This window comes from Brevibacterium spongiae, assembly GCF_026168515.1.
GTDB classification, from domain to species: domain Bacteria; phylum Actinomycetota; class Actinomycetes; order Actinomycetales; family Brevibacteriaceae; genus Brevibacterium; species Brevibacterium spongiae.
On record NZ_CP093443.1, the window covers coordinates 297,659 to 320,672 of the forward strand.

Genomic DNA, 23,014 nt, shown 5'->3' on the forward strand with positions numbered 1-23,014 from the left:
AGGGCAATCGGAATCTCTGCACTAACTGGGTTCTCGTCCACAGACATCGGAACAATCGGAACCTTCTGCGGCTGTGACTATTGACCGCGATTGAGGATGAGAATGTGTTGAGTGCGTCCGATGAACCGCTCAACGACGACACTCAACCGGTGCGTGGAGATGCACCGTTGAAGAATATCGGCGAGGCAGCCGGGAGGAGCGATCCGCACGTCCGAAAGCGGGGCGGCCATCGCCACCTGTCGGCGAACAAGATCAGCGAGCAGAATCATCCACCGTCCGCGGAGGGCGGCTCGTTCTTCCTGCACGACCTCGTGGTGGGTGGCCGCCTCGGTCGGAGTCACGACCGCGATGCGCCCTCCGGGGCGGACCAGACGCACCGCCTCTGCGAGCACCGCCTCGGGGTCGGGGTGCAGGTGGAGAATATTTGCACAGATCACTGAATCGGTGCTGGCATCGGGCAGGCCGGTGTGCGCCGCGTCGGCCCGTATAGCCACGGCGATGCGGTTACGTCGGACGGCGCGCTTGAGCATTCCTCGTGACTGATCGACACCGGTGACGGAGGCGTGCCGGCTGGCCAGCCGTGCGGCGAAGAGCCCCGTTCCGCAGCCGAGGTCGATCACTGTCGTGGCAGAGAGCTCGTCGGCAACCACCTCGGCGGCAGCGACCGTGAGCGGGGAATCCCAGGCGCGGTCATAGCCGAGGGCATACCTGTTCCAGAACAGGGTCTGCCTGGCGGTGTGGCCAGGCAGATGGTGATCTGCTGCAGGGATTGGACTCATCAGAAACCTCGACATTGCCGATTGCCTCTTCGTTGGGGGTGTGGGTGGAACCATACCTGGATGACTGCGGCAGCAACGGTGACGAGAGCCTGATACCGGAGACGGAACAGACCAGCGGGTCCTCGATGAGGTGTGAGAAGAACTGGAATTCGACGCGACGCCCGCAGCATTGAAGCAGGTCTCGCGTCCGATTGGAAAAGCTGGAATCTTCTTTCAGCGAGAAGGCGGACCTTGAGCAATGCCAGACCCTACGCTCGTCCTCAAGCGATGAGCACTTCATCGTGACCCGTAGTGTGGTTCGGATGGCGAGGTAGAGGACATGAGCTGGGAAGGTCTCAAAGTAGTTTCGGTCGGTGAGGACACCGCTGGCCTCTATCCGCTCCTCGACGACGATCGCTACGTCATGGCAGAGCCCGACGACGGGGCACCGGGCTCCACGTTCAAGGTTATGGATGCACAAGTTGACTATTTCACCGGTGACGACTGGGAGCGCGTTGCCTCAATCGATGAAGGCAAGATCGAGGTCACCCCGACCGAATCGCGGCTGATCTTCTACTGCCGCAAATGGTCGCATGGTGGGTATATCGGCACGTCAGGCCCCATCGGCCTGGTCGTTCTTGCGACCACCGCCGCAGTCAGCGGGGCACGCGCGGCAGCACGGAACCGAGGAAATGCGCTCGCCGGACACGTTCGGTGGGGTTGGGTCATGAGGATCGGCTTCCAGAAGAAGACATTTTGGCGATCACCGGTAGTGGGCGTGGTCCTTGCGGAATCTGTGTCCGAGACCGAAATGATCCCCTACCGCATCGCGACGTCGTTTCGTCTCACCAGCACGGCGGAAGAATTCCGCGACTCCATCATCGCGCACTGCCGTTCCTACCACCACACATTCAGAGATTCCCTCAGTGCCGAGCTCCGAGAGGCCTGGGACGAGTTCGATCCGAGCGGGCAATGGGCGGAAACGGACAAAGGAATGCAGTGGCTGGACATGCCGAGTTCCACGTGTATCGGTGACCCGCTCGCACACATGATGATGCAATCCGCCGAGGCGGCTCAGCCGCTGATCCCGCCCCGTCCGTCGTACCCGCCGCCGCCCTTTCCACCGCGGCTGGTCTCGCCGCCACCAATTCCGCCGCCACCGCCTCCTCCACCGCAGCAATGAGCTCTGGCAATTGAGAAGCATGTGAAGAGGAAGGAACAACGATGACTGACATGTCTCCGATTGAAGAGGCTCAGGATCCGAGCACATCGGCGCATCGACTCGCAGAACTCGCAGCCGGTCAGCCCGAGACTCAGGAGTGGGTCGCTCGGCACCCGAATGCGTACGACGATCTGCTCGAATGGCTGCACACCTATGGCACGGTCGAGGCGAAAGTCGCGGTCGAGCAGAGGCCGAGCCAGATTCCGACTGCGGATCAGACCAAAGTGTTAGCCGGCGCGGGAACCCCGGACACAGTTGTCCCAGACACGGCTGCCCCGGGCACAGCCGCTTCGGACGCCTCCGCCCCCGCCTCGGCGGGCGGATTCTCCGGATCAGGGGCGGCCTCGCCTGCTTCGGGCCCGCCTGTGATCGCGTCTCCGACCTCGTCGGCCGCGTATCCGGTGTCGGATAAGAAGTACATGACAGCTGTCTTTCTCATGCTCTTCTTCGGCGGATATGGTGCCGACCGATTCTATCTGGGCCGAATCGGAACGGGAGTGCTCAAACTCGTCACCCTGGGGTTCGGCGGCTTGTGGACGATGATCGACGGGCTCCGAATCGCCAATGGGTCCCTGCGGGCCACCGATGAGCTAGAGCTCGACGGCTTCCGAGAGCACCATCGACTGGTCCAAGTCATCGTCTGGATACTGGCGGGAATCTATTTCCTCTCAATCGGACTGGCAATCGGTTTCCTCATTTGGGTATTTGCCCAGGCCGGCGCTGCTTCCTCCGGGGTGTCGGAGTATTCGACTTCCTCCGAATCCGATGGTTCGGGAACCGACGGCTCCACCGCTGTCGATGACGGGACAGATTCGGAGCTGGATGACGGGTACTACACCGCTGACGGCGAGTACGAGGCCGGCAGCGACCTGGGCAGCGATGGAGCGGGACCGGCACAGGGCAGTCAGGAAGATTCGCCGGACTCTGCCGACGAAGACGACGTGGGGGATACCGATCAGCTGCTCCTCGACGCGGCCGGTTACTGTCCCAGCGGATATGACGCGCAAGCATACGGAGAGACCGACAGCGCCTTTTTCGTCATCTGCACCGACGGGATCGACCTGGTCTACTACGGCGAGTCCTACCGCCTCGGCACGGGGATCACTCTGTCTGCTTATGAAACCGGCGACGGATACGAAGCGACGAACTATGAGGACGGTGTGACCACTGTCTATTCGGTGAGCGAATATTCGCTGACGATCACCAACCAGGACACGGGGACGGTTGCCCTCGACGAGACCGTGTTCAACTGGGCCGAAGACCCGAGCGTCGGTTACTGACGGTGGAGTGCCATCGTGACCCCTGTCTGGAAATTCTGGAAACTCTGTCCTGCCCAACCGCATCTGTGTCCCTCCGACCCAGGTAGCTTCGAAGGACCCGCTGGGATACGTGTCGTCGGCGGGCATCCCGATGAGTCGGCAGTGGCCTAAGGAGCAGCGATGACCTCAGCATCCGCCCAAAAGAGAACCGAGGCAGCACACAGACCTGCTCGCACGACACTGCCAATTTTCATCGGCATTCTCGCATCGCTGGCATTGCTGCTGTCGGCATGCGGACTGTTTCGCCCCGGGGGTTCTGGAGATGCTGTCACACCAACTCAATCCGACGAATCGGCCGAGGGCGTGGGGTCGACGGACTCGCGCGATGCGACGGTGCAAGCCAAGCCGACCGCGATCATCCTTGATGCATCTGGGTCGATGACCGCCACGGATGCGCCCGGGCAGCGATTCGCTGCGGCCCAGAAGGCGGTCAAGGCTCTGGTGGAGACCATCCCTGACGGCCAGGACACGGCACTGATCACCTATGGCACAGAGACCGGCAATGCGGACTCGGAGAAGTCCGCCGGCTGTCAGGACGTCACGACCGTTCTCAAGTCTGCTCCCATCGACAAAGGAGCGTTCGCCTCGGCGGTGGATGGACTCAAACCATCGGGATACACACCGATCTCATTGGCATTGAAAACGGCGGCAGCCGAACTCCCCGATTCGGGTGAGCGGGCCATTGTGCTGCTGTCGGACGGGATCGACACCTGCGCGGACGAAGGCGATCAGCTCGACCCGTGCACCACCGCACAGGATCTGGGAAGCGACGGCGAGCTGACCATTCACACGGTCGGGTTCCGGGTGGACGGTCGGACATCGGAGCAGCTCGACTGCCTGTCCCGAGTGACCAAAGGATCCAGCTGGGATGCGGTCAATGACAAACAGCTGAGCACCCGGCTGGCGATGGCGATCAATCCCGAGCTGGCGAAGTCGCTGTTGTCGCCTTCCGGCTACAAGGGACTGGAACCAGGAATGACTGCTGAGGAGGCTCGGCAGGAGGGCGGCTTCGATGACGACATCCCCGCCAGCGGACGTGTCGAGATCGTCTATGTCGATTGCACACTCATCTTCGTCGACGGCGTGCTCGAGGCGATTGAATCCGACAAACTGTCCACGATCGATCACATCAAACCCGGTGACGATATCGCCGAGGCGGAAGCCATTTATGCAGACCCCAAACTTCCGACCGAGATCACCGATGAAGGCGCGGCGATCTATTCGGCCGACCCCGTGTCAGGGACCGGATTCAAGTTCTACTTTGACGGAGCCAAGAGCCACCAGCCTGGCCAGGATCTGTCGGGAACGATCACGAAGATGGTGGTCTGCAAATGCGCCACCACTAATTCCTATTCGGTCGCGGCTCCGCCTGTTGGAATCTTCCCCGGATGCGAATTCCAACAGAACTGCCGGATCTACGACGCAGCACAGGTGCAACACCCGACGCAGGGAGCCTTGACGCTTGTGCTCATCGACGTCGATGGAGATCCGACATCGCAGCTCTCCTTCGGCCACCTGTACATGGTTGACAGCACGGGCAAGGTGATGAATGCCGACGGCAGCGTCGCCGGGGCTGATGAGGACCACGGGCCATATGACACCAGTGGGTACGGAGACCAGCTGTCTGACATTTTCAGGTTCATGGATCCAGTGACCGACCGAAGTGGGGATGTCTTCTTCTGCGCTCCGGGTGTTGAAGGATTGTTGGCGATGAATCTGTTTATCGATCCTGACGGCTACTTCACCGAGGAGCGGCATCGGATCGACTATGACACCGTCGATGGGCCGAACCCACTCGACGCATTCACCTACGGCGACAGTTCGTGGGGTGACATCGATGAAGACGGTTACTACACACTCGTCTTCGACGACGGATCAAGCCGAACCACATTTCACAGGGGAAGTGACGGCTATGTCCCTGACTAGTCTTGCGAGCTGGAGGCACACAGAAACGCTGCGGCGAATGCAGCGGACGGGATTGTCTGTGTTCACTGCCGCTTGTCTGCTGACGACGAGCGGTTGTGCCGCAGTGACCGAGTTCGTCGAAGGCGCGGTGGCTGATCCAGGGACGACCTCGGAGACCGCTGCTGCAGGCAATGCGAAAAGCGAATCGTCCAGTCCTTCCTCCACAGGAGCAGCTGGGGACGAAGCTGGCGGTGGGGAGAACAATCCCAACAGCGCTGAAGCCAGCGGCCCGCAGCCGGGCACAGCAGAGCCAGCGGAAAATCCTTCTGCCGAAGCGATCGAGGGCTGTGACGAATCAACGTGTTCGGTCAGTGACGCGGTGACATACGAGCATCTGTACCAAGGTCCGGTCACTGTGGTCCTCTTCGCCGACTTCTCAAAGGAGGCGTACGGAGTATGCAAGGTCGCGGTCCTGAGCTCCGATGGTGGAACTGCACAAATCTTTCCTCTCGAATACACCAGTGCGTGGTCGATGACCGGCGGTGACCTGACGGATATTCTCTACTTTCTCGACCCCGCCACAGATGCAACAAAGAACATATTCTTCCGCATGCCGGGTATGGACGGCTGGTCGGCGTCGGGACTGCGACCGGTGTCGACGGGACTCTTCGAGCTCGTCGACCTCGACTACATTGGTGACGACTTCAGCGACATCTTCAACTCTCAGCCGATGACATCTCTCAGTTGGGGAGAGCTAGACGAGAACGGCAACTACGAACTGGAGATCGAGAACGCCACAGCGCGCTGGGACGGGCAGAAGTATTCGGCTCCGTAGATCGAACCATTCGATATGACGATGACGGATCCCAGCCGACCGGCGGGTGAGAGGGGCGAACGTGACGAAGCGACAGGCTACGGCTGCTGCCTGGATTGGCGGAGCTCTGACCATTGCCCTCCTGGTCGCTTGTGCTGTCATCCTCGTTCCACGATGGGCGGCCGTTCCGGAATCAGAAGCCACGACGACAGTCGGAGTGGAGGGGCTTGAGCTGTGGACAGGCGAGGCGTCCGCCCCAAATGCACCGGAGCGGCGCACGCACAGCGAGCCCACGGAAGAACCGAACTCCGCTGCAAAGGCAGGAACAACTCGGATTCGGACCTACACTCCGTTCGATTCTGACGGTCGCATGAGGCAAGACGTGCGCGTCGATGACAGAACGGACCTGCCGCCAATGGCCGCCGACTTCCAACCGTCTCCATCAGCGACGAGCGCGGGGACGTATTGGCTGGGCACAACGGCTGACAGTGCCAGTGCCTGCTGGGAGAACCCCGATGATCAAGCGACCGTCGTCTGTTTGGAGAATCCGTGGTCAGATGAGACGTTCACGCGGTCGATCGATGGAGGCCTGTCTGCTTCGGCTGCAACCTCGGATCCGGTGCTCTGGGCAATAGAGCTCAGCGATGGTTCGCGTTGGCGACTGAGAACTGGCGGATCGTGGGCCGGACGCCCGGACGGATGGTTAGGCGCGTACCTGTGTATTGAGCACTGTCAGACTTTCCAAGACACCGACCAGGTCATCCTCTCCAACGACGAATATCCGCATGGGTATGACGACTCGGCGAAGGTATGGACTGCGTTCGTCGGCGAGGTCGGTACTGATGATCCGCCTGAGCCGGAAGCGGTCTCGATCACTGAGGGATGGTTCGTCGGCTGAGCGGAAAGGAACTGACGGCCAGCCGTCCGTCGTCTTCGTCAGCTCAGATACAGACCGGTGACGCTGTCTCTAGGCTCTCTTCGCCACGGGTCAGAGTGGCCGAGGCGCAAAGGCCACTGTCATCTGCATCGAGCACAAGCATCGGGGTATAGACAGACTGCGTGTTCGTCGATTGGGCGTTCTGTGCCTCGGACTCAGAGGATACGCTGGAGCGGTAGAGCTTCACGTGGATGGAGTTGCCGGCGGTCTTCGCGTCATATCTCGTGGCACGAGCCCATACGGCGTGGCACCGTGCGGAGCGCATGATCTCGACGAAGACCGTACCTTGAAGCTTGTCGGCCGCGGCGGCGACTTCGGCGTCTGTTCGGCACACGGTCAGCAGCGGATCCACCCCGGTGGAGAAGTCAACATAGTGTTCGACCGTGGACGCTTGAGCATTGCTGGCGGTGGGAGTGAGCACATACCAGGCGAGACTTGTGGCGAAGGCGGTCACGATCGAGGTGGCTACAGTGGCCAGAACCAGGACTCGGCGTCTGACCATGCGCGGTGTAGCGGTGAGCAGTTCGTCCACTTCGCCGGTGCGGGCGCCGGCAGCGTCGCGAGTGCCCTCACCTCCCAGTTCCGTGGGTGTCTCCAACAATCCCGTTTCAGCGTTGAACCCCACTTCGGGTTCAGTGCGTGCTGCAGGGGTCTTCCGATCCAGGGCACCTCTGCGCCGTGACCAATCCTCTGCATCGGCATCGAAGAAGTCGGCAAGGGCTCGGACGGTCTTTTCCGATGGCAGCCGATCTCCCCTGAGCGCGGCCGAGATCGTTGATTTCGAAATCCCAGTGTGGAATTGCATCGTCGTGAGCTTGGGAAAGTCGTGGGAATGCCGCAGCTGACGCAGATCCTGTGCAAACCGTTCTACTGAATCATCTGCTGAGGCGGGGAAGTCTGGATCATTCAGCGACGGTTCGACGGGCTCGGCATGACCAGCTGGGCCACCGAAATCGAGTTCCGTCATCGTCAATCGCTCCGATCGATGCTCGGCCTGCACGGACTCCATGATCACCCGTGCAGAGGCGGATACTTGCATTCCAATTTTGCGGTTTTGATGTGAAATAAGAAGGAATTTCGGAAAACCGTGACCATATTGATATCGGGTGTAGTTGATAATGGACAACACATATTGTATTTTATGGGTCACTATTTGTTACGGATTGGTTTCAGGCCTGTCAGAACTACCCGACGGCGTCCCAGCCACCCGGCGCCGCGTTGCTGGGGGCCCGTCGGGTAGTAAATGAGGGTGAGAGTGGTCTCGTTGTCTGGGTGTTTGGAATATGAGACGAGACGCGTCGTTGAACTCTGTATAGACAGTCGCGAACCCCGACGGTGCAAGCACCGCCCGGGAGTAGAGTGACAGACACCGACGTGAAAGGAACTGAGTATGACTGCCCAGAGCATGACCGACCAGACCACTTCGACGGACACCGCATCGTCCGGCGCCGACCACACCGAACACGTCGACCTCCTCGTCATCGGCTGGGGCAAGGGCGGCAAGACTCTGGCCGGCACGATGGCCCGCGCGGGCAAGGAAGTCGCTGTCGTCGAACAGTCAGAGATGATGATCGGCGGCTCGTGCATCAACATCGCCTGCATCCCCACGAAGATCCTCGTCCACGACGCCGAGAACAAACGCGCCGACGATGACACCGACGAATACTTCGCCCAGGCCGTCAAACGTCGCGACACCCTGACCGGTGCGATGCGGAAGAAGAACCACTCGATGCTCGCCGATTTCGACTCGGTCCTCCTCGTCAGCGGCCGCGCCGAGTTCACCGGCGAACGCGAGGTCCGCGTCACCGGCGGCACCGACACCATGACTATCACCGCCGACACCGTCGTCGTCAACACCGGATCCGTCGCGAACATCCCGCCCATCGACGGCGCGCAGCTCGGCGGCCGCATCCACGACTCCGAAACCCTGCAGCACGTCGACCCTTTCCCCAAGCGACTCGTCATCGTCGGCGGCGGCTACATCGGCCTCGAATTCGGATCGATGTTCGCCCACTTCGGCTCGCAGGTCACCGTCCTCGACCGGGGGCCGCGCCCGCTGGCGAACGAGGATGAAGACGTCGCCGAGGTGGTCGCCGAGGCGCTGTCCGACGATGGCGTCACCATCGTCAATGACGCTTCCGTGACCGCAGTCAATGATGGATCTGACGTCGCGACCGTGACCTATGAGGTCGACGGTGAGACGAAGACCATCGACGCCGAGGCGGTCCTCCTCGCCGTCGGACGCAAGCCCGCGACTGCCGACCTCGGACTCGAGAAGGCCGGCATCGACACCGACGACCGCGGGTTCATCACCACCGATGAGTACCTGCGCACCTCTGCCGAGGGCGTCTATGCGTTCGGTGATGTCAACGGCGGACCGATGTTCACCTACATCTCGCTCGATGACAACCGGATCCTCGCCGACCAGCTCCTCGGCGACGGGAAGCGGTCGACGAAGGACCGCGGCTCCGTGCCGTACACGATGTTCCTCACCCCACCCGTCGCCCGCGTCGGCCTGACCGAGAAGGCCGCCCGCGACGAAGGCTATGACATCAAGGTCGGAGCGAAGCTCCAGGCCGATATCGCGGCAGCACCGCGGGCAAAGATCGAAGGCGACCCGCGCGGCATCGTCAAGTTCGTCGTCGACGCGAAGACCGACCACATCCTCGGTGCTGCACTCGTCCACGTGCACTCGCAGGAGGTCATCAACACCGTGGCGCTGGCGATGCGCCACGACGTCACCGCGACCGAACTGCGCGACACGATCTACACCCACCCCTCGGCCACCGAGGCGCTCAACGAGGTCCTCGGCGCGCTCAAGTGAGATAGTGCTGCGTTAGGCTCACGATCATGAGCCGACGCATCGTGATCACCACCGACTACCTCGTCCCCGGCGACAGCGTGGACCGTCTGCTGCGGGAGCACGGACTCGAACCCGTCTACTCCCCGGCAGGCGGCAAGCGCGCTGACGACGAACGCCGGCACCTGCTCACCGGCGCAGTCGGAGCGATCGTCTCCAGTGAGCCGATCACCCGTGACATGCTCGCCGAGGCGGCCGACCTCCAGATCATCGCCCGCAGCGGAGTCGGCTACGACTCCGTCGACATCGCCGCGGCGCAGGAATTGGGCATCCACGTGGCCAACACCCCAGGGGTCAATCACCACGCCGTGGCCGAGCTCGCGCTCGCCCTCATCCTCAACTGCGCCAAGCACCTCAGCGACGTCATCACCGGTGTCAGGGCGGGGCAGTGGCCGCGCACCGCCGGCACCGAACTGCGCGACAAGACCCTCGGCGTCATCGGGTACGGGCCCAGCGGCAGAGCGATCGCGGCAATCGGTGCGGCTCTCGGCATGCACGTCATCGTCGGCACCTCCCACCCCGACACCGAGGCGGGTCCGAGCATCGAGTTCACCGACGTTGACACGACGATCGCCGCAGCCGACTACCTGACGCTGCACGCCCGTGCGACCGGCACCCCGATCATCGGCGCCGACCGCCTCGCAGCGATGAAGGAGACCGCGTTCATCATCAACACTGCCCGCGGATCGCTCATCGATGAGTCCGCCCTCGTCGCGGCGCTCGAGAAGAAGCAGATCGCCGGCGCCGCCCTCGACGTTCTCGACGTCGAACCGATGACGAGTGAGAACCCGCTCCGTGGCTTCGACAATGTCTGGATCACTTCGCATGTGGCCGGGCAGACCGTTGAGGCCCGTGAACGTGCCGGCCTGGCCGCGGCCCAAGCCGTCATCGACGTCCTCGACGGAAAGACCCCGGCTGGGCTCATCGTCTAGGAACCGTCAGAGGCGTACCGTTGATGCATGGCGCATGCGCAGATGTTAGATGACGACGATCCGCTCCTGCACCGGCTGCGCGCGATCGCGCTTGGCCTGCCCGAGGCTGCCGAGAAGATCTCCCACGGACGCCCCACCTTCTTCACGAAGAAGACCTTCGCCATCTTCGGCGGCACAGTGAAGATCGGCCCGAAACAGATGGAGCAGCGCCCTCACTCGGTGCTTATCCTCCCCGATCCCGCCGACGCCGAGGTGCTCCTCGAGTGGCCCGATAGCTACGTTCCCATGTACCTGGGCCCATCCGGCTGGATCGGCCTCGAGATTGTCGACCTCGACGACGGGGAGGTCCTGGAGCTGCTCGTTGACTCGTACCGGAACACCGCCTCGGCGAGGTTGGTCAGGACGCTCGACACTCAGCAATGATCAATCACCGGACCCGACCTCACGCCTCAGCGCCTCCGCGCCCGCATCCTCACAACGATGAGCACGACCAGCCCCACCGCCGCCAGGATCAGCCCGGCGAGGAATCCGTAGAAGGGGAACCCGTACTGCGTCACGGAGAACTCCTGGCCGGTGACGGTGTCGCCGGAGCAGGTCAGGCTCGGCGGGAGGTAGTCGGCGGTGACGGAGAATCCCAGCACATCGTTGCCGCTGACGGACTCCGGGCAGATCCCCGATCCCCCCCCCGATTTCGACGCTGAATACCACTGCAGGTACTGGCCGATCATCATCAGCGGGACCACGAAGACCCCGATCCCGATGAGCAGCAGTGCCCATCGATCCACTCCGACATCGTCCCGAGGAGACGGGGCCGTAGCGAGCAGTCGGGTCACCGTGAACGCAAGCAGCACACCGAGGAGCACAGCGGAGCCGAGCGCCGCGAGCCCGACCGAGGTGATGAACATCGCCGAGGTGGCCCCGGAGTGTTCGATCATCGCCGTGCCGCCGTCGTAGGTCGAGGCTTGGCAGACGAATCCGAACGGAGCACGATCGATGATTTCGATCGCGTCGGAATCGACACCGAAGTCGGTGACCAGGTCCGGACAGGCATCGGCGCCTCCGAGTGCCTGGGCCAGTGCGGTCGAGATCCAGGAGGTCACCCACTGCGCAATGTGGAGCAGCAGTGCGACCACCATCGCGAGGCACGGAAGCAGAAATGCCATCTGCCAGCGCGAAAGCCGACGGACGAAGCGAAAAGGCCCCCGCGCCGCGGCCCGCACTGTCGTCTCCATGCGTCCACATTAACCGGAGGAATATCGCGACAACCCACCTTGAATGATGCTCAGGGTCTCCTCACAGGAAGAGTTCACCCCCGAAACCCGGCGATGAAGTCCCTGGCCAGAGCCGCCTCGGCGGTCATAGGGTGAAGGTATGGCGAACTCAGCAGATTCCTCAGCACAGAACTCACCCATCCCCACCCTCGACCTCAACGACGGCCGCGCGATCCCGCAGCTCGGCCTCGGCATCTACGCGATGAAGGGCGAGGAAGGCGTCGACGCGATCGCGGGCGCCGTCGACAACGTCGGCTACCGACTCCTCGACACCGCGGTCAACTACGAGAACGAACGCGAGGTCGGTCAGGCCATCGCGAAGGCCTCCGCGCCCCGCGAGGACCTGTTCGTCACATCCAAGATCCCCGGACGCCACCACGGATTCGACGAATCCATCGCCAGCACCGAGGAATCGCTTGGCCGGCTCGGCCTCGACTACCTCGACCTCCACCTCATCCACTGGCCCAACCCCAGCGTCGGCAAGTACGTCGACACGTGGCGCGGGCTCATCGAACTGCGCGAACGTGGGCTCGTGAAGTCCATCGGCGTCTCGAATTTCACCGAGGCGATGCTCGCCGAGCTCGTCGAGAAGACCGGCGTCACCCCCGCCGTCAACCAGGTCGAGCTGCACCCGTACTTCCCGCAGGCGAAGCTCATCGAATTCCACCGTTCGATCGGTGTGCAGACGGAGAGCTGGTCCCCGCTCTACCGTGACCAGGGGCTGTTCGACGAGGCACCCATCACCGAGGCGGCCGCCGCCCATGGCGTGACACCGGCCCAGGTGGTCCTGCGCTGGCATACCCAGATCGGCAGCATCCCGATCCCGAAGTCGGCGAACCCGGAACGCCAGCGGACCAATGCCGACGTCTTCGGCTTCGAACTCACCCCCGACGAGGTGGCTGCGATCTCCGGACTCGAGCGCGGTCGGATGAAGGACCGTGACCCGCTGACCCACGAAGAGATGTGAGGTTCCGACGGACGACGAGAGCCGATTTTCCGCTGCTCGCTCGGTGGCTCGGCTCGTCGCACGTCGCCCGATTCTGGAACCACGAGACGACGGCTGAGGCGATTGAGCGGGACTTCGGCGGCAGCATCGACGGGACCGAACCGTCGTTCGACTACATCGTCGAGGAGGACGGAGTGCCGATCGGTCTCATCCAACGCAGTGCGATCTGGGATTACGCGGACGAGCAGCGGGAGCTCATCAACCTGGCCGACGTGCCCAGGGGTGCGTTGACGATCGACTATTTCATCGGCGAGCAGGCGGCGACGGGCCACGGCGTCGGTACGCGGATGATCCGCGAGTTCACCGAACTCTGCTTCCGCGACAGCCCGGTCGCACCGGCGATCATCGTGCCGGTGACCGCCGTCAACCAGGCATCATGGAAAGCGCTGGCGGCCGCCGGCTACGAACGGATCGCTGAGGGGCAGCTGCCACCGGACAACCCGAGCGACGACGGGTGGCACGTCGTCTACCGTCGGGACCGTCCTTGAGTGCAGGGGCCGTTATCGCGGATGGGCGGGTCACTCGGAGGCAGGAACCTCGACGAGGTGGCCCCGGATCCCCGCGAGATAACTTGCTCCCAGCGGGGTCAGGGACAGCAGCTTGCGCTTCGCCCCGGTCCGCGGGGCGTCGACGGCTCTGCTCTGCAGCAATCCTGAATCCTGCAGGCGTTTGATCGTGCGGTAGAGGCCGCGTTCGGTGATCTGCCAGCCGGTGGCTGCGGTGACCGCCTCGGCGATGGTCGAGATCTCCGCCGGCTGGTGCGCGGCGACCAGTGAGAGCGTGACCGGGGTGAGCATCGACTTCTTATAGGTCTCGACCCACGAGTCGACGCGGTGGTCCAGCCACTCCCGTTCCTCCGGAGAAGGCGCAGGGTCGGTCTCCGCGCTCTGGTTCGTGCGTGACTTGTCGGCCACGTTCAGTCTTCCCAGCCGCGGCCGAGCACAGCGCCGACAAGGTGGATGAGCAGTCCGAGTCCCCAGAGGCCGCTCATGACGATGGTTGCTCCGAACCAGGAGCTCTCGAGCAGGGTGCGGGCCGCGTCTCCGGCGCCGTCGACTTCGAAGCCGAGGGACATCACCCTGGTCATCGCGTGCAGGGTAAACGACGTCGTCACCGTCACGAAGGCGATGACATGGGCGATGGCGACCCCGAAGCGGACACGCTTGAGGGTGCGCAGATTCCGCCACAGCCACACGACGATGCCCAGCGCCACGACGGCGGTGAGGGCTCCGGCGAGGATCGTGACCTCACCGCCGGTGGCGGCGATGACGATCTGGACGATGGCCATGGCGATGATGAGGCCGAGCGTATAGGGCAGCAGCAGGGTCCGGGCGTTGGCGGCTGGTGTTGTCTGCGGGGTAATAGACATATTGGTACTGTACCTATGGTTCACTGCGTAGTGCAAGAGTTTGAGGACACCCTGTTACTTTGGTGGCGGGGGAGGGGCACCGAGCTGCTCAACCCTCAGCAGCTCAGGACCTCACTCAAACGTCACGGAACCCTTCGCGCGGGTATCGACCCTCAGCTCGAAGACGTCGGGTCGGGAGTAGTGGCCGACAGGATCGAAGTCGAGGTGTGAGCGGGTCTTGGCGCCGGGATCGATATCGGCATAGAGGATCGTCTCCTCGTCATAGACAGGTCCGGCCAGCACCTCGCCGGTGGGCGCGACGATGACGCTTCCGCCTCGGATAGCGGTTTCGCCGTAGGGCAACTCCTCGTCGAAGGGGTGGTCGTCAGGGAACTCGCTCTTCGTGATGTACTGGCAGGCCGAGAGCACGTGCGTTCGCCCCTCGAGCGCGATGTGCGTCATAGTCGCCGTCCACGCCGGACGGTCATCGACGGTCGGTGCACAGTAGACGGACACGCCCTTGGCATACATCGCCTGGCGCAGCAGCGGCATGTAGTTCTCCCAGCAGATGACGCTGCCGACCCGGCCTAACGGCGTATCCATCGTGTCGAGTGTCGAGCCGTCCCCGAAGCCCCAGATGACACGTTCCGTGCCGGTGGGCATGAGCTTCCGGTGCGCGCCGACGACCCCGAGCTCCGGATCGATCATCAGTGCCGTGCAGTAGAGGGTATTGCCGGAACGTTCGATGATGCCGATGACGACGAAGACGTTGGCGTCGTGGGCTGCCTCGGCGAGCCTGGCGATCTCGGGACCATCGACGGTGACCGCGCCATCGAAGTACCGCTCGAACTGCGCGCGACCGTCCCCGGTGCGCATCCCCACGGGTGCACCGAACATGCTGCCCTTCGGATACCCGCCGATGAACGCCTCGGGGAACACGACGAGCTCGGCCCCGTTGCTCGCAGCCTCACGCAGCCGCGCAATCGCCTTGTCGACGGACGCCTCAGCATCGAAGAGGACAGAACCTGCCTGGACGACTGCCACCTTTGCCATGATGATCGACCTTCTTCGCTCGTGAACTCACCTTTTCCCTCAGCCTCTGACGAGGAAAGAAACGAGTCAAATCGCGAAATCAGGAGGAGTCCGATTCTGCTGGCCAGTCGCTCCGCTGCCGAGCGCGCCAAGCATCGCCAGTTGCACAGGGCGTTCGATATCGGAAGCGACCTCAAACCTCCGGCACTGGGTTCGCATCGGACCCCTCGGTGACCGTCAAGACGATCACGCTGGAAGCGTCCACGCCCAGATGCCGTCGACGGTCTTCTTTCTCCGCACCGCCGATGGCCTCTCTGACTCCTGCCAGTGATGCGGCTCCACAGGGTCCGGCTGCCACCCCGAGCTCGGCGAGCCGGTGAGCAGCTTCGACGGCAGCACTGTCGCTCACCGTCACTGCAGCGTCGAGACCGTCGCGCACCAGCGGCCAGGCCACCGACGAGGGGGTTCCGCAGTTGAGTCCCGACATGATCGTCTGTCCGGTCTTCACGGTGACGGGGTGACCGGCACGCAGACTCGGTCCCATGCACGCGGCTGCCTCGGTTTCGACGGACACAACAGCAGTGTGGTCGGCTCTGCCTGCCTGTGTGCCGGGACCTGCAGTGCTGCCGCGTTCGGGGTTCGATCCGGAACGGCGGTAGTGAGCCAGAGCGGCCTGCAACAGGGATCCTACTCCGGTAGGGACGCAGATGAGGTCCGGAGCGTGATGACCGGCGGCGGCCAGCTGAGAGTCGATTTCGTGGAAGAGTGTCGAATAGCCCTCGACGATCCACCCGGGAACCTCTTCATACCCGTCCCACGCGGTGTCCTGGACGAGCACACCGGCGTTCGCGGCTGCATAGTCGGCGGCCGCGGCGACGGTCTGATCGTAATTCGCCTCGAGCTCGACGACCTCTGCTCCCTCGCCGCGGATCGCGGCGACGGCGCTCGGGTGGATGCCGCCGGCCGGGACGAAGATCCGGGCCGGCCGATCGGCCTCCCGGGCGAACCGAGCCACAGCCCGACCGTGGTTGCCATCGGTGGCAGTGACGACCTCGGCGCCCGGGTCAGCCTGCGACGCCTCCAGCGCACGGTGGACGGCCCACGATGCTCCGAGGGCTTTGAACGCGGGCAGACCCTGCCGCGTCGACTCGTCCTTGGCGAAGACTGCCGCCACGCCGAGCTCAGCGGCCAGCTCCGGCAAAGCGATGAGCGCAGTGGGTGCGTAGCCGGTGAGGCTGCGGTGGAAGTTCAGGGCAGCATCATCCTGGTCGGGACTCGACCAGGTGCGGTCGCGGTCGTTGGCGATCCACCGGTCGGTGGTGGCAGACGTGGTCATGAGTGGTTCCCTTCGGTCAGGCGGGCTGTGACGAGTGCGGTGTAGAATTCGATTCCGGCGCCGAGGATCCGATCGTTGAAGTCGAAATCACGGCTGTGCAGCGGCGCCGTGCCGCCCTCACCGATCTCACCGGCGCCGAGGAACGCGAAACAGGCCGGAACTTCGCGAGCGTAGGCCGCAAAATCTTCGCTGGCGGTCACCGGGCGGCACGAGGCGTCGACCTTGTCTGATCCCACTGCGCGCCGGGCTGCGGCTGACGCATGGCCAACACAGTCGGCGTCGTTGACGGTCGGACGGAACACGCGCGTGTACGAGACCTCGCACGAGGCCCGGTGAGCGACGGCGATTCCCTCCGAGATCTCACGGATGCGCGTCTCGACGAGCGTGCTGTCGGCATCGGTGAACGTCCTCGCATCCCCGCGGATGACCAGCTGCCCAGGGATGGCATTGCGGGCACCGTCGGTGAACAGCTCCGTGCACGAGACGACGACCGCATCGAGCGGGTCGACGTTGCGCGCGACGACGGTCTGAAGGGACAGGACGATCTCGGCACCGACGATCATCGGGTCGATGACGAAGTGCGGGGCGGAGGCGTGCCCGCCCCGTCCGCTGATGCGGATCTCGAAGTTGTCCTCCGACGCCATGATCGGTCCGGGGCGGGTGTGGATCTCGCCCTCGGGCAGGCCCGGGATGTTGTGGAGGCCGTAGATCTCATCGGTGGGGAACCGGTCGAACAGTCTGTCGTTGATCATCGCCTCGGCACCAGTTCCCGGCTCCTCCGCCGGCTGGAAGATCAGATGGACGGTTCCGTCGAAGTCGATGTCCTTCGCCAGCGCCGAGGCGGTGCCGAGCAGCATCGCCATGTGCCCGTCATGTCCGCAGGCGTGCATGGACCCGGGGTTCTTCGAAGCATGGGCGACGCCCGTGTTCTCGGTGATCGGCAGCCCGTCCATGTCTGCCCGCAGCGCGATGGACCGCGAGCTCGTGCCGCGCCTCAGAGTGGCGACGACACCGCTGCCGCCGATGCCTGTCGTCACCTCCCAGCCCAGATCGGTGCAGGTGCGGGCGACGAACTCGGCAACCTCGGCGACGTCGAATGCGATGCCCGGAATTGCGTGGAGGTGCCTGCGCCAGTCAGTGGCGAGGTCGATGTGTTCGGCTGTCATGGGTCCAGACTCGCCGAACGGAGCGAAGTCATTCAACGCGAACTGACAAAGTAGACCTTCCGCACGCGCATTGACGCAAAGTCTTTGCGTAACGCGTCCGATTCGCTGACACTGGGGAGGTGGATGCCAGCCTGGACGAGATCGACTTCAGACTGCTCGACGCACTGCAGGCCGATGCACGGTTACCCCAATCGGCATTGGGCGCACGCGTCGGGCTGTCGACGGCCGCAGTCAATCGGCGCCTCAAGCGTCTGACCGAATCCGGCATCATCCTCGGCAGCACCCTGACCCTGGCCCCGGAGCTCCTCGGACGTCCGGTGAGAGTCATCGCCCAGCTGGCCGTCGAGAGCGAGCAGCTGGACAAGCTCGACGAAGTCCGTGCCGCACTGGTCGAACGGCCCGAGGTCCAACAGTGCTACTACGTGGCGGGCGAATGGGACTTCGTGCTCATCCTCCTCGTCCGGGATATGGCCGAGTACACGGAGCTGACCAGACAGCTGTTCTTCGGCAACGACAATGTTCGACGCTTCAGCACGCAGGTGGTCATGGACGCTGCGAAAGTCGGCCTCACGGTTCCCCTTGGATGATTGGGATGCCTCGGAAGATCGAAACCCCTCACTTCGCGAACGCTCTTTCTCCTACTTTCGATTGAGGTCCGCGAAAGGTCAACGGGCGTAGCCTGAAACCATGCCCCGCCACCTGCTGACCTCGACCCCTCCGGACCCCGACCCACGCCGAGGCGGTCCCGCAGGAGCCGACGCAAGTGCCGAAGGCACGGCTGCCGCCCCCGAAAGCGCGCCCAACCGTCGTCCCGTCCGTGGCCGAGGGGCACTGCTCATCCTCTTCGCTGTCCTCCTCATCGCCTGGGTCGGCATCTCCGGCATCGGCGGCCCGTACTTCGGCAAGATCTCCGACGTCGCCACGAACGACCGCTCGTCCTTCCTCCCCGAATCCTCGGAATCCACGCGTGCCCAGGACCAGATCGAGAAATTCAGCGACCTCGACTATGTGCCCGCCATCGTCGTCCTCGAGAACAGCGACGGCATTATCGACGACGACCGGTCCCGACTCGACGATCTGACGAAACAGCTTGAAGGCAAAAAGCTGCTCGCCGCCGACCCCTCGCCGGCCATCCCGTCCGAAGACGGCAAGGCCCTCCAGCTCATCCTCCCGGTCACCACGGACACCACTGCCGATGACGTCGAGACCATCAGGGACACGATCGATCAGGTCTTCCCACAAGCGGTCGCTGCCGATTCGACCCCGGCTCAGGCCGCCAAAGCCCCGACCACCTCGGCGAATGTCCATGTCACCGGCCCGGCCGGATTCTCCGCCGACCTCACCGAAGCCTTCGCCGGCATCGACGGCATCCTCCTGCTCGTCGCACTCATCGCCGTCTTCGTCATCCTCGTCATCGTCTACCGGTCCCCGCTGCTGCCGATCATCGTCCTCTTCACCTCGGTCGCCGCACTCGCCGCCTCGATCTTCATCGTCTGGCACCTCGCCGACGCCGAGATCCTGCTCGTCAACGGGCAGGTCCAAGGCATCCTCTTCATCCTCGTCGTCGGCGCCACCACCGACTACTCCCTCCTCGTCGTCGCCCGCTTCCGCGACGCCCTGCTCCATGAACCCGACCGGGTGCGGGCCGGGCTGAGTGCCGTGAAGGGAGTCCTCGAGCCGATCGCGGCCTCCGGCGGCACCGTCATCGCCAGCCTGCTCGTCCTCCTGCTCACCGACCTCGCCTCGACCAGGGCGCTCGGCCCGGTCGCCGCGATCGGCATCGCTACCGCCATGCTAGCAGCCCTGACCTTCCTGCCCGCCGCGCTGATGACCATCGGCCGTGCATTGTTCTGGCCCTTCCGTCCCCGCGTGCAGGCCGACACAGCGCAACCCAAGCGCGGGCTCTGGGTCCGAATCGCCGAGGCGGTCGCGAAGCATCCGCGCCGCATCTGGGTCACGCTCGTCATCATCCTCGCCATCCCGCTGGTCGGTCTCGGCCAGCTCAAGGCCGAGGGCGTGCCGCAGTCCGACTTCGTCCTCGGTGACTCCGAGGCTCGTGACGGCCAGGACATCCTCGCCGAGCATTTCCCCGGCGGCTCCGGATCTCCGACGCAGATCGTCGTGGCGAAAGACCAACTTGAGGATGCGGCGAAGGCAGTCGGCCACCTCGGCGAGGTCGAATCGATGACCGTCACCGCCAACGATTCCCCGAGCGGAACGCTCACCGTGGCTAAGGATGGTCAGATCGAGCCCCCGCGCGAACGCCCGGCGGACGCGGGACCGGCGTCGTCCGGTCAGACCCCGTCCGGCCAGCCCGGGTCGATGGAACCGACGCCCACCGAGGTCAACGGCAACGTCCTGCTGGAAGCGACTCTGACCTCGGTCGCCGACTCCGATGCCGCCGAATCCACGGTCACGACGATCCGCGACCGGGTGCACGAGATCGACCCCGACGCCCTCGTCGGCGGGGAATCCGCGGTCGACCTCGATACGAACACCACCGCCGAGGCGGACCGATCCCTGGCGATCCCGCTCATCCTCGTCGTGGTCACGATCGTGCTCATCCTGCTGCTGCGCTCACTGCTGGCACCGCTGCTGCTCGTGGCCCTGACCGTGCTGTCCTTCGGCACCGCGCTGGGAGTCTCCGCACTCGTGTTCAACGACGTCATCGGGTTCCCGGGAGCGGACCCCTCGGTGCCGCTCTACGCGTTCGTCTTCCTCGTCGCGCTCGGCATCGACTACAACATCTTCCTCATGTCCAGGGTGCGGGAGGAGTCGCTGCGTTTGGGGACTCGGGCGGGCGTGCTCAGGGGGCTCGTGACCACGGGCGGGGTGATCACCTCGGCGGGCATCGTCCTGGCAGCGACCTTTGCCGCGCTCGCCGTCATCCCGGTGATGTTCCTCTTCCAGCTCGCCTTCATCGTCACCTTCGGCGTCCTCCTCGACGCGATCCTCGTCCGCTCACTCGTCGTGCCGGCACTGGTGCATGACCTGGGACGGGCCGTGTGGTGGCCATGGCGGAAGCGGATCCCCAAGGACTGAGCGTCGAATGAGCGGCGGGGAGGCGGCTGGCGGCAATACGATACCCCCGGGACTGAGATCGGAGCCGTGGGGCGACTCTGCTCGAATTCTGCAGCCGGGGGTACGTTGGGGATACTCCGGTACTTCGACGAGGGGATCGTCGACGGGCCCTGTAATAGGGCCGGGTATACCATTGAACTACGGTTTTGTTGACGTTGCAACAAAAGTGTGGCATGACACATCGAGCGGTGGAGGCTCTCAGGTGGACAAGACGACTCCCGTCAGCACTCTGATCAGGCAGAACGGTCCGATCAAGATTGCGACCTGGCGTCTGATGATGGAGAAGTATCAGGACTTCATGACGAGGTTCGAGCACGAGTTCCGGACCCGGCACGGGCTGAGCGCCAACGAGTTCGACGTGCTCATCAATGCCAGACCCATGTCCCAGGTGCGTCACCGCGACCTCCTGCGCAGCCTGGTGATCAGCCGCAGTGCGCTCAGTCGGCTGCTGGGCAAGCTCGAGGAACGCGGGCTGGTCACCCAGCAGCCCGATCCCGAGGACCAGCGCGGTGTGCTCGTCACCCTCACCGAGGCGGGCCAGAAGCTCTGCGACGAGGCAGCCGCGACGAATGCCGAGATCATCCTCGCGGCATTCGGTGGACTCACCGACGCCGAGGCGGATCAGATCTTCGAGCTCGTGTCGAAGGTGTGCCCGGTGGAGTAGGCCCGTGCAACGGGGCGGCGAGCGGGCGAGAAACTCATAAACCGAAGAGCCATTTTTATGAGAAACTAGGTTAACTCATAAAATTGGAGATGGTAGTTATGGTTTCTGCCGAACGTGACGATGAGTCCCGAGCCTCGATGACGTGGCCGGCTTTGACCAGTGAGACCTATAGCTGGGTGTCAAGACCCGGATTCGGGCCTCGAACGACCGACAATGCCGGGCTTGTGAGATATGAAGCTGCGGTTCCGCCGGGGGTTGCCGACCTCGCTCCGCGTCTCGAGCCGGAGGTGCAGGCAATCTCAGATGAGGCCATTCGAGAGTTGAGTCGCTTCGACGCCGAACAAGGGATGGAGATTGCCGGATTCGCACCGGTTCTCCTTCGATCAGAAGCGGCCTCTTCATCACAGATCGAGAACCTCACTGCCAGCGCCAGGGCAATCTTCTCAGCCGAGTTCGGGGCTCGTTCGGGAAGCAACGCCGAGCTGATTGCTGCGAACACGCATGCCCTGTCGACCGCATTGAGGGATTCAGAGATGATCGACAGCCAGTCGATCCGAGAAATCCACCGAGTCCTCATGGAGCCACAGACGCGACATCCCGCTGGTGTTTTCAGGGACGAACAGGTTTGGATCGGGAGCCGATCCGATTCTCCGGTCGGAGCAGAGTTCGTGCCGCCACATCATTCACGGGTCCCGGGCCTCATCGAGGATCTTTCGAAGTTCGTCGAACGCAACGACGTGCCTGTGATGGCAGCGGTGGCGATCTCACATGCTCAGTTCGAAACGATCCATCCCTTCACCGATGGCAATGGCCGAACCGGACGAGCATTGGTCCAAGCGATGTTCCGGCAGCGAGGCATCACTCAGAACGTGGCCGTCCCGGTTTCTGCTGGGATTCTGACCGATGTGCCTCGCTACCACCAGGCGCTGACGGATTACCGCAACGGTGATATCAATCCGATCGTTCGCATATTCGCCGAGGCCGCTTTCCGCGCTGTCGAAAACAGTGTTCAGCTCGTCGACGACCTGCGAAGAATTCGGGCAGGGTGGGATACACAACTGACTGCCCGCAAGAACTCGAATGCTTGGCGGCTGCTCGATATTCTCGTTGAACATCCGGTGCTCAACTCAGCAACGGCCGCGGCGGAACTCGGGGTGGCTCAGCCGAATATCTATCCGCCGTTGAAGACTCTTGTCGACGCTGGCATCGTGAAGTCCAAAGCGGAACACGGGTTGGGGCCCTTTTGGCGCAGCGACGAGATTCTTGCAGCCGTCGACGCGTTCGTGCAGCGGGCGGGCCGACGACGTCCGGCCTGACCGGAGATTCACGTGTCCGTTCGCCGGCTCAGTTGCCGTACAGCACC

At 63.6% G+C, this 23,014-nt stretch carries 22 protein-coding genes; 14 read left to right on the plus strand and 8 right to left on the minus strand.

Annotated features, from left to right (window positions below; all coding sequences use genetic code 11):
• Positions 1 to 77 precede the first annotated feature (77 nt).
• Positions 78 to 779 (minus strand): class I SAM-dependent methyltransferase, encoded by a 702-nt coding sequence (locus tag L1F31_RS01365; protein WP_265418947.1) that lies wholly within the window; start codon positions 777 to 779, stop codon positions 78 to 80.
• A gap of 319 nt (positions 780 to 1,098) precedes the next feature.
• On the opposite strand from L1F31_RS01365, the gene L1F31_RS01370 reads away from it, so the two are divergent.
• From L1F31_RS01370 to L1F31_RS01390, 5 genes are all read left to right on the plus strand, one after another.
• Positions 1,099 to 1,941, plus strand: a complete 843-nt coding sequence (locus tag L1F31_RS01370; protein WP_265418948.1) for a hypothetical protein — start codon at positions 1,099 to 1,101, stop codon at positions 1,939 to 1,941.
• A 41-nt stretch (positions 1,942 to 1,982) separates the two neighbouring features.
• Positions 1,983 to 3,260, plus strand: coding sequence for a TM2 domain-containing protein (locus tag L1F31_RS01375; protein ID WP_265418949.1), 1,278 nt, complete (start codon positions 1,983 to 1,985; stop codon positions 3,258 to 3,260).
• Between the two features lie 159 nt (positions 3,261 to 3,419).
• Entirely contained in the window at positions 3,420 to 5,225 is a 1,806-nt protein-coding gene (locus L1F31_RS01380) for a vWA domain-containing protein (RefSeq protein WP_265418950.1), read from the plus strand.
• A gap of 103 nt (positions 5,226 to 5,328) precedes the next feature.
• The gene (locus L1F31_RS01385; RefSeq protein ID WP_265418951.1) at positions 5,329 to 6,039 is read left to right on the plus strand and encodes a hypothetical protein; all 711 of its coding nucleotides are present in this window, start codon (positions 5,329 to 5,331) and stop codon (positions 6,037 to 6,039) included.
• Between the two features lie 349 nt (positions 6,040 to 6,388).
• A complete protein-coding gene (locus L1F31_RS01390; protein WP_265418952.1) occupies positions 6,389 to 6,916 on the plus strand; it encodes a hypothetical protein in 528 nt (175 codons plus the stop codon).
• Positions 6,917 to 6,959: 43 nt separating this feature from the next.
• Here L1F31_RS01390 and L1F31_RS01395 read toward each other — a convergent pair whose 3' ends face one another.
• Complete coding sequence (locus L1F31_RS01395; protein WP_265418953.1) at positions 6,960 to 8,084, minus strand: DUF2690 domain-containing protein; 1,125 nt, start codon at positions 8,082 to 8,084, stop codon at positions 6,960 to 6,962.
• Positions 8,085 to 8,345: 261 nt separating this feature from the next.
• Here L1F31_RS01395 and L1F31_RS01400 point away from each other — a divergent pair, with 261 nt between their 5' ends.
• The 3 genes from L1F31_RS01400 to L1F31_RS01410 are packed head-to-tail and all read left to right on the plus strand — an operon-like array spanning position 8,346 to position 11,170.
• Positions 8,346 to 9,779 (plus strand): dihydrolipoyl dehydrogenase family protein, encoded by a 1,434-nt coding sequence (locus L1F31_RS01400; RefSeq protein WP_429860937.1) that lies wholly within the window; start codon positions 8,346 to 8,348, stop codon positions 9,777 to 9,779.
• Positions 9,780 to 9,805: 26 nt separating this feature from the next.
• Entirely contained in the window at positions 9,806 to 10,747 is a 942-nt protein-coding gene (locus tag L1F31_RS01405) for an NAD(P)-dependent oxidoreductase (RefSeq protein ID WP_265418954.1), read from the plus strand.
• Between the two features lie 27 nt (positions 10,748 to 10,774).
• Complete coding sequence (locus tag L1F31_RS01410) at positions 10,775 to 11,170, plus strand: MmcQ/YjbR family DNA-binding protein (protein WP_265418955.1); 396 nt, start codon at positions 10,775 to 10,777, stop codon at positions 11,168 to 11,170.
• A gap of 26 nt (positions 11,171 to 11,196) precedes the next feature.
• On the opposite strand, the gene L1F31_RS01415 is transcribed toward L1F31_RS01410, so the two are convergent.
• Positions 11,197 to 11,979 carry a hypothetical protein gene (locus L1F31_RS01415; RefSeq protein WP_265418956.1) on the minus strand — a complete coding sequence of 261 codons (783 nt, stop codon included), beginning with the start codon at positions 11,977 to 11,979 and terminating at the stop codon, positions 11,197 to 11,199.
• Between the two features lie 139 nt (positions 11,980 to 12,118).
• On the opposite strand from L1F31_RS01415, the gene L1F31_RS01420 reads away from it, so the two are divergent.
• Both L1F31_RS01420 and L1F31_RS01425 read left to right on the plus strand, forming a co-directional pair.
• Entirely contained in the window at positions 12,119 to 12,985 is an 867-nt protein-coding gene (locus L1F31_RS01420) for an aldo/keto reductase (RefSeq protein ID WP_265418957.1), read from the plus strand.
• Positions 12,982 to 13,512 (plus strand): GNAT family N-acetyltransferase, encoded by a 531-nt coding sequence (locus L1F31_RS01425; RefSeq protein WP_265418958.1) that lies wholly within the window; start codon positions 12,982 to 12,984, stop codon positions 13,510 to 13,512. Before L1F31_RS01420 ends, L1F31_RS01425 begins: the two co-directional genes overlap by 4 nt.
• A gap of 30 nt (positions 13,513 to 13,542) precedes the next feature.
• On the opposite strand, the gene L1F31_RS01430 is transcribed toward L1F31_RS01425, so the two are convergent.
• The 5 genes from L1F31_RS01430 to L1F31_RS01450 all read right to left on the minus strand — a co-directional run bounded on the left by L1F31_RS01430 (position 13,543) and on the right by L1F31_RS01450 (position 17,906).
• Positions 13,543 to 13,938: a PadR family transcriptional regulator gene (locus L1F31_RS01430; protein ID WP_265418959.1), complete on the minus strand. Its 396-nt coding sequence runs from the start codon at positions 13,936 to 13,938 to the stop codon at positions 13,543 to 13,545.
• Positions 13,939 to 13,940: 2 nt separating this feature from the next.
• Positions 13,941 to 14,393 (minus strand): hypothetical protein, encoded by a 453-nt coding sequence (locus L1F31_RS01435; RefSeq protein WP_265418960.1) that lies wholly within the window; start codon positions 14,391 to 14,393, stop codon positions 13,941 to 13,943.
• A 111-nt stretch (positions 14,394 to 14,504) separates the two neighbouring features.
• Complete coding sequence (locus tag L1F31_RS01440; RefSeq protein ID WP_265418961.1) at positions 14,505 to 15,425, minus strand: carbon-nitrogen hydrolase family protein; 921 nt, start codon at positions 15,423 to 15,425, stop codon at positions 14,505 to 14,507.
• Between the two features lie 172 nt (positions 15,426 to 15,597).
• Positions 15,598 to 16,740, minus strand: a complete 1,143-nt coding sequence (locus L1F31_RS01445; RefSeq protein WP_265418962.1) for a pyridoxal-phosphate dependent enzyme — start codon at positions 16,738 to 16,740, stop codon at positions 15,598 to 15,600.
• Positions 16,737 to 17,906 carry a M20 aminoacylase family protein gene (locus L1F31_RS01450; protein WP_265418963.1) on the minus strand — a complete coding sequence of 390 codons (1,170 nt, stop codon included), beginning with the start codon at positions 17,904 to 17,906 and terminating at the stop codon, positions 16,737 to 16,739. The genes L1F31_RS01445 and L1F31_RS01450 overlap by 4 nt, the downstream gene beginning before the upstream one ends.
• A gap of 119 nt (positions 17,907 to 18,025) precedes the next feature.
• On the opposite strand from L1F31_RS01450, the gene L1F31_RS01455 reads away from it, so the two are divergent.
• The 4 genes from L1F31_RS01455 to L1F31_RS01470 all read left to right on the plus strand — a co-directional run bounded on the left by L1F31_RS01455 (position 18,026) and on the right by L1F31_RS01470 (position 22,967).
• The gene (locus tag L1F31_RS01455) at positions 18,026 to 18,493 is read left to right on the plus strand and encodes an Lrp/AsnC family transcriptional regulator (protein WP_265418964.1); all 468 of its coding nucleotides are present in this window, start codon (positions 18,026 to 18,028) and stop codon (positions 18,491 to 18,493) included.
• 100 nt (positions 18,494 to 18,593) lie between these two features.
• Positions 18,594 to 20,948, plus strand: coding sequence for an MMPL family transporter (locus L1F31_RS01460; RefSeq protein ID WP_265418965.1), 2,355 nt, complete (start codon positions 18,594 to 18,596; stop codon positions 20,946 to 20,948).
• A gap of 241 nt (positions 20,949 to 21,189) precedes the next feature.
• The gene (locus tag L1F31_RS01465; RefSeq protein WP_265418966.1) at positions 21,190 to 21,651 is read left to right on the plus strand and encodes a MarR family winged helix-turn-helix transcriptional regulator; all 462 of its coding nucleotides are present in this window, start codon (positions 21,190 to 21,192) and stop codon (positions 21,649 to 21,651) included.
• A gap of 224 nt (positions 21,652 to 21,875) precedes the next feature.
• The gene (locus tag L1F31_RS01470; RefSeq protein WP_265418967.1) at positions 21,876 to 22,967 is read left to right on the plus strand and encodes a Fic family protein; all 1,092 of its coding nucleotides are present in this window, start codon (positions 21,876 to 21,878) and stop codon (positions 22,965 to 22,967) included.
• The last annotated feature ends 47 nt before the right edge of the window (positions 22,968 to 23,014 follow it).

What these genes read in the sequence shown, in the direction of transcription:
- L1F31_RS01405 (WP_265418954.1), top strand. Translation starts at nt 9,806, where the DNA reads ATGAGCCGACGCATCGTGATCACCACCGACTACCTCGTCCCCGGCGAC.
- L1F31_RS01365 (WP_265418947.1), bottom strand. Translation starts at nt 779, where the DNA reads ATGAGTCCAATCCCTGCAGCAGATCACCATCTGCCTGGCCACACCGCC.
- L1F31_RS01370 (WP_265418948.1), top strand. Translation starts at nt 1,099, where the DNA reads ATGAGCTGGGAAGGTCTCAAAGTAGTTTCGGTCGGTGAGGACACCGCT.
- L1F31_RS01375 (WP_265418949.1), top strand. Translation starts at nt 1,983, where the DNA reads ATGACTGACATGTCTCCGATTGAAGAGGCTCAGGATCCGAGCACATCG.
- L1F31_RS01445 (WP_265418962.1), bottom strand. Translation starts at nt 16,740, where the DNA reads ATGACCACGTCTGCCACCACCGACCGGTGGATCGCCAACGACCGCGAC.
- L1F31_RS01380 (WP_265418950.1), top strand. Translation starts at nt 3,420, where the DNA reads ATGACCTCAGCATCCGCCCAAAAGAGAACCGAGGCAGCACACAGACCT.
- L1F31_RS01410 (WP_265418955.1), top strand. Translation starts at nt 10,775, where the DNA reads ATGGCGCATGCGCAGATGTTAGATGACGACGATCCGCTCCTGCACCGG.
- L1F31_RS01415 (WP_265418956.1), bottom strand. Translation starts at nt 11,979, where the DNA reads ATGGAGACGACAGTGCGGGCCGCGGCGCGGGGGCCTTTTCGCTTCGTC.
- L1F31_RS01400 (WP_429860937.1), top strand. Translation starts at nt 8,346, where the DNA reads ATGACTGCCCAGAGCATGACCGACCAGACCACTTCGACGGACACCGCA.
- L1F31_RS01420 (WP_265418957.1), top strand. Translation starts at nt 12,119, where the DNA reads ATGGCGAACTCAGCAGATTCCTCAGCACAGAACTCACCCATCCCCACC.
- L1F31_RS01435 (WP_265418960.1), bottom strand. Translation starts at nt 14,393, where the DNA reads ATGTCTATTACCCCGCAGACAACACCAGCCGCCAACGCCCGGACCCTG.
- L1F31_RS01390 (WP_265418952.1), top strand. Translation starts at nt 6,389, where the DNA reads ATGAGGCAAGACGTGCGCGTCGATGACAGAACGGACCTGCCGCCAATG.
- L1F31_RS01460 (WP_265418965.1), top strand. Translation starts at nt 18,594, where the DNA reads ATGCCCCGCCACCTGCTGACCTCGACCCCTCCGGACCCCGACCCACGC.
- L1F31_RS01440 (WP_265418961.1), bottom strand. Translation starts at nt 15,425, where the DNA reads ATGGCAAAGGTGGCAGTCGTCCAGGCAGGTTCTGTCCTCTTCGATGCT.
- L1F31_RS01450 (WP_265418963.1), bottom strand. Translation starts at nt 17,906, where the DNA reads ATGACAGCCGAACACATCGACCTCGCCACTGACTGGCGCAGGCACCTC.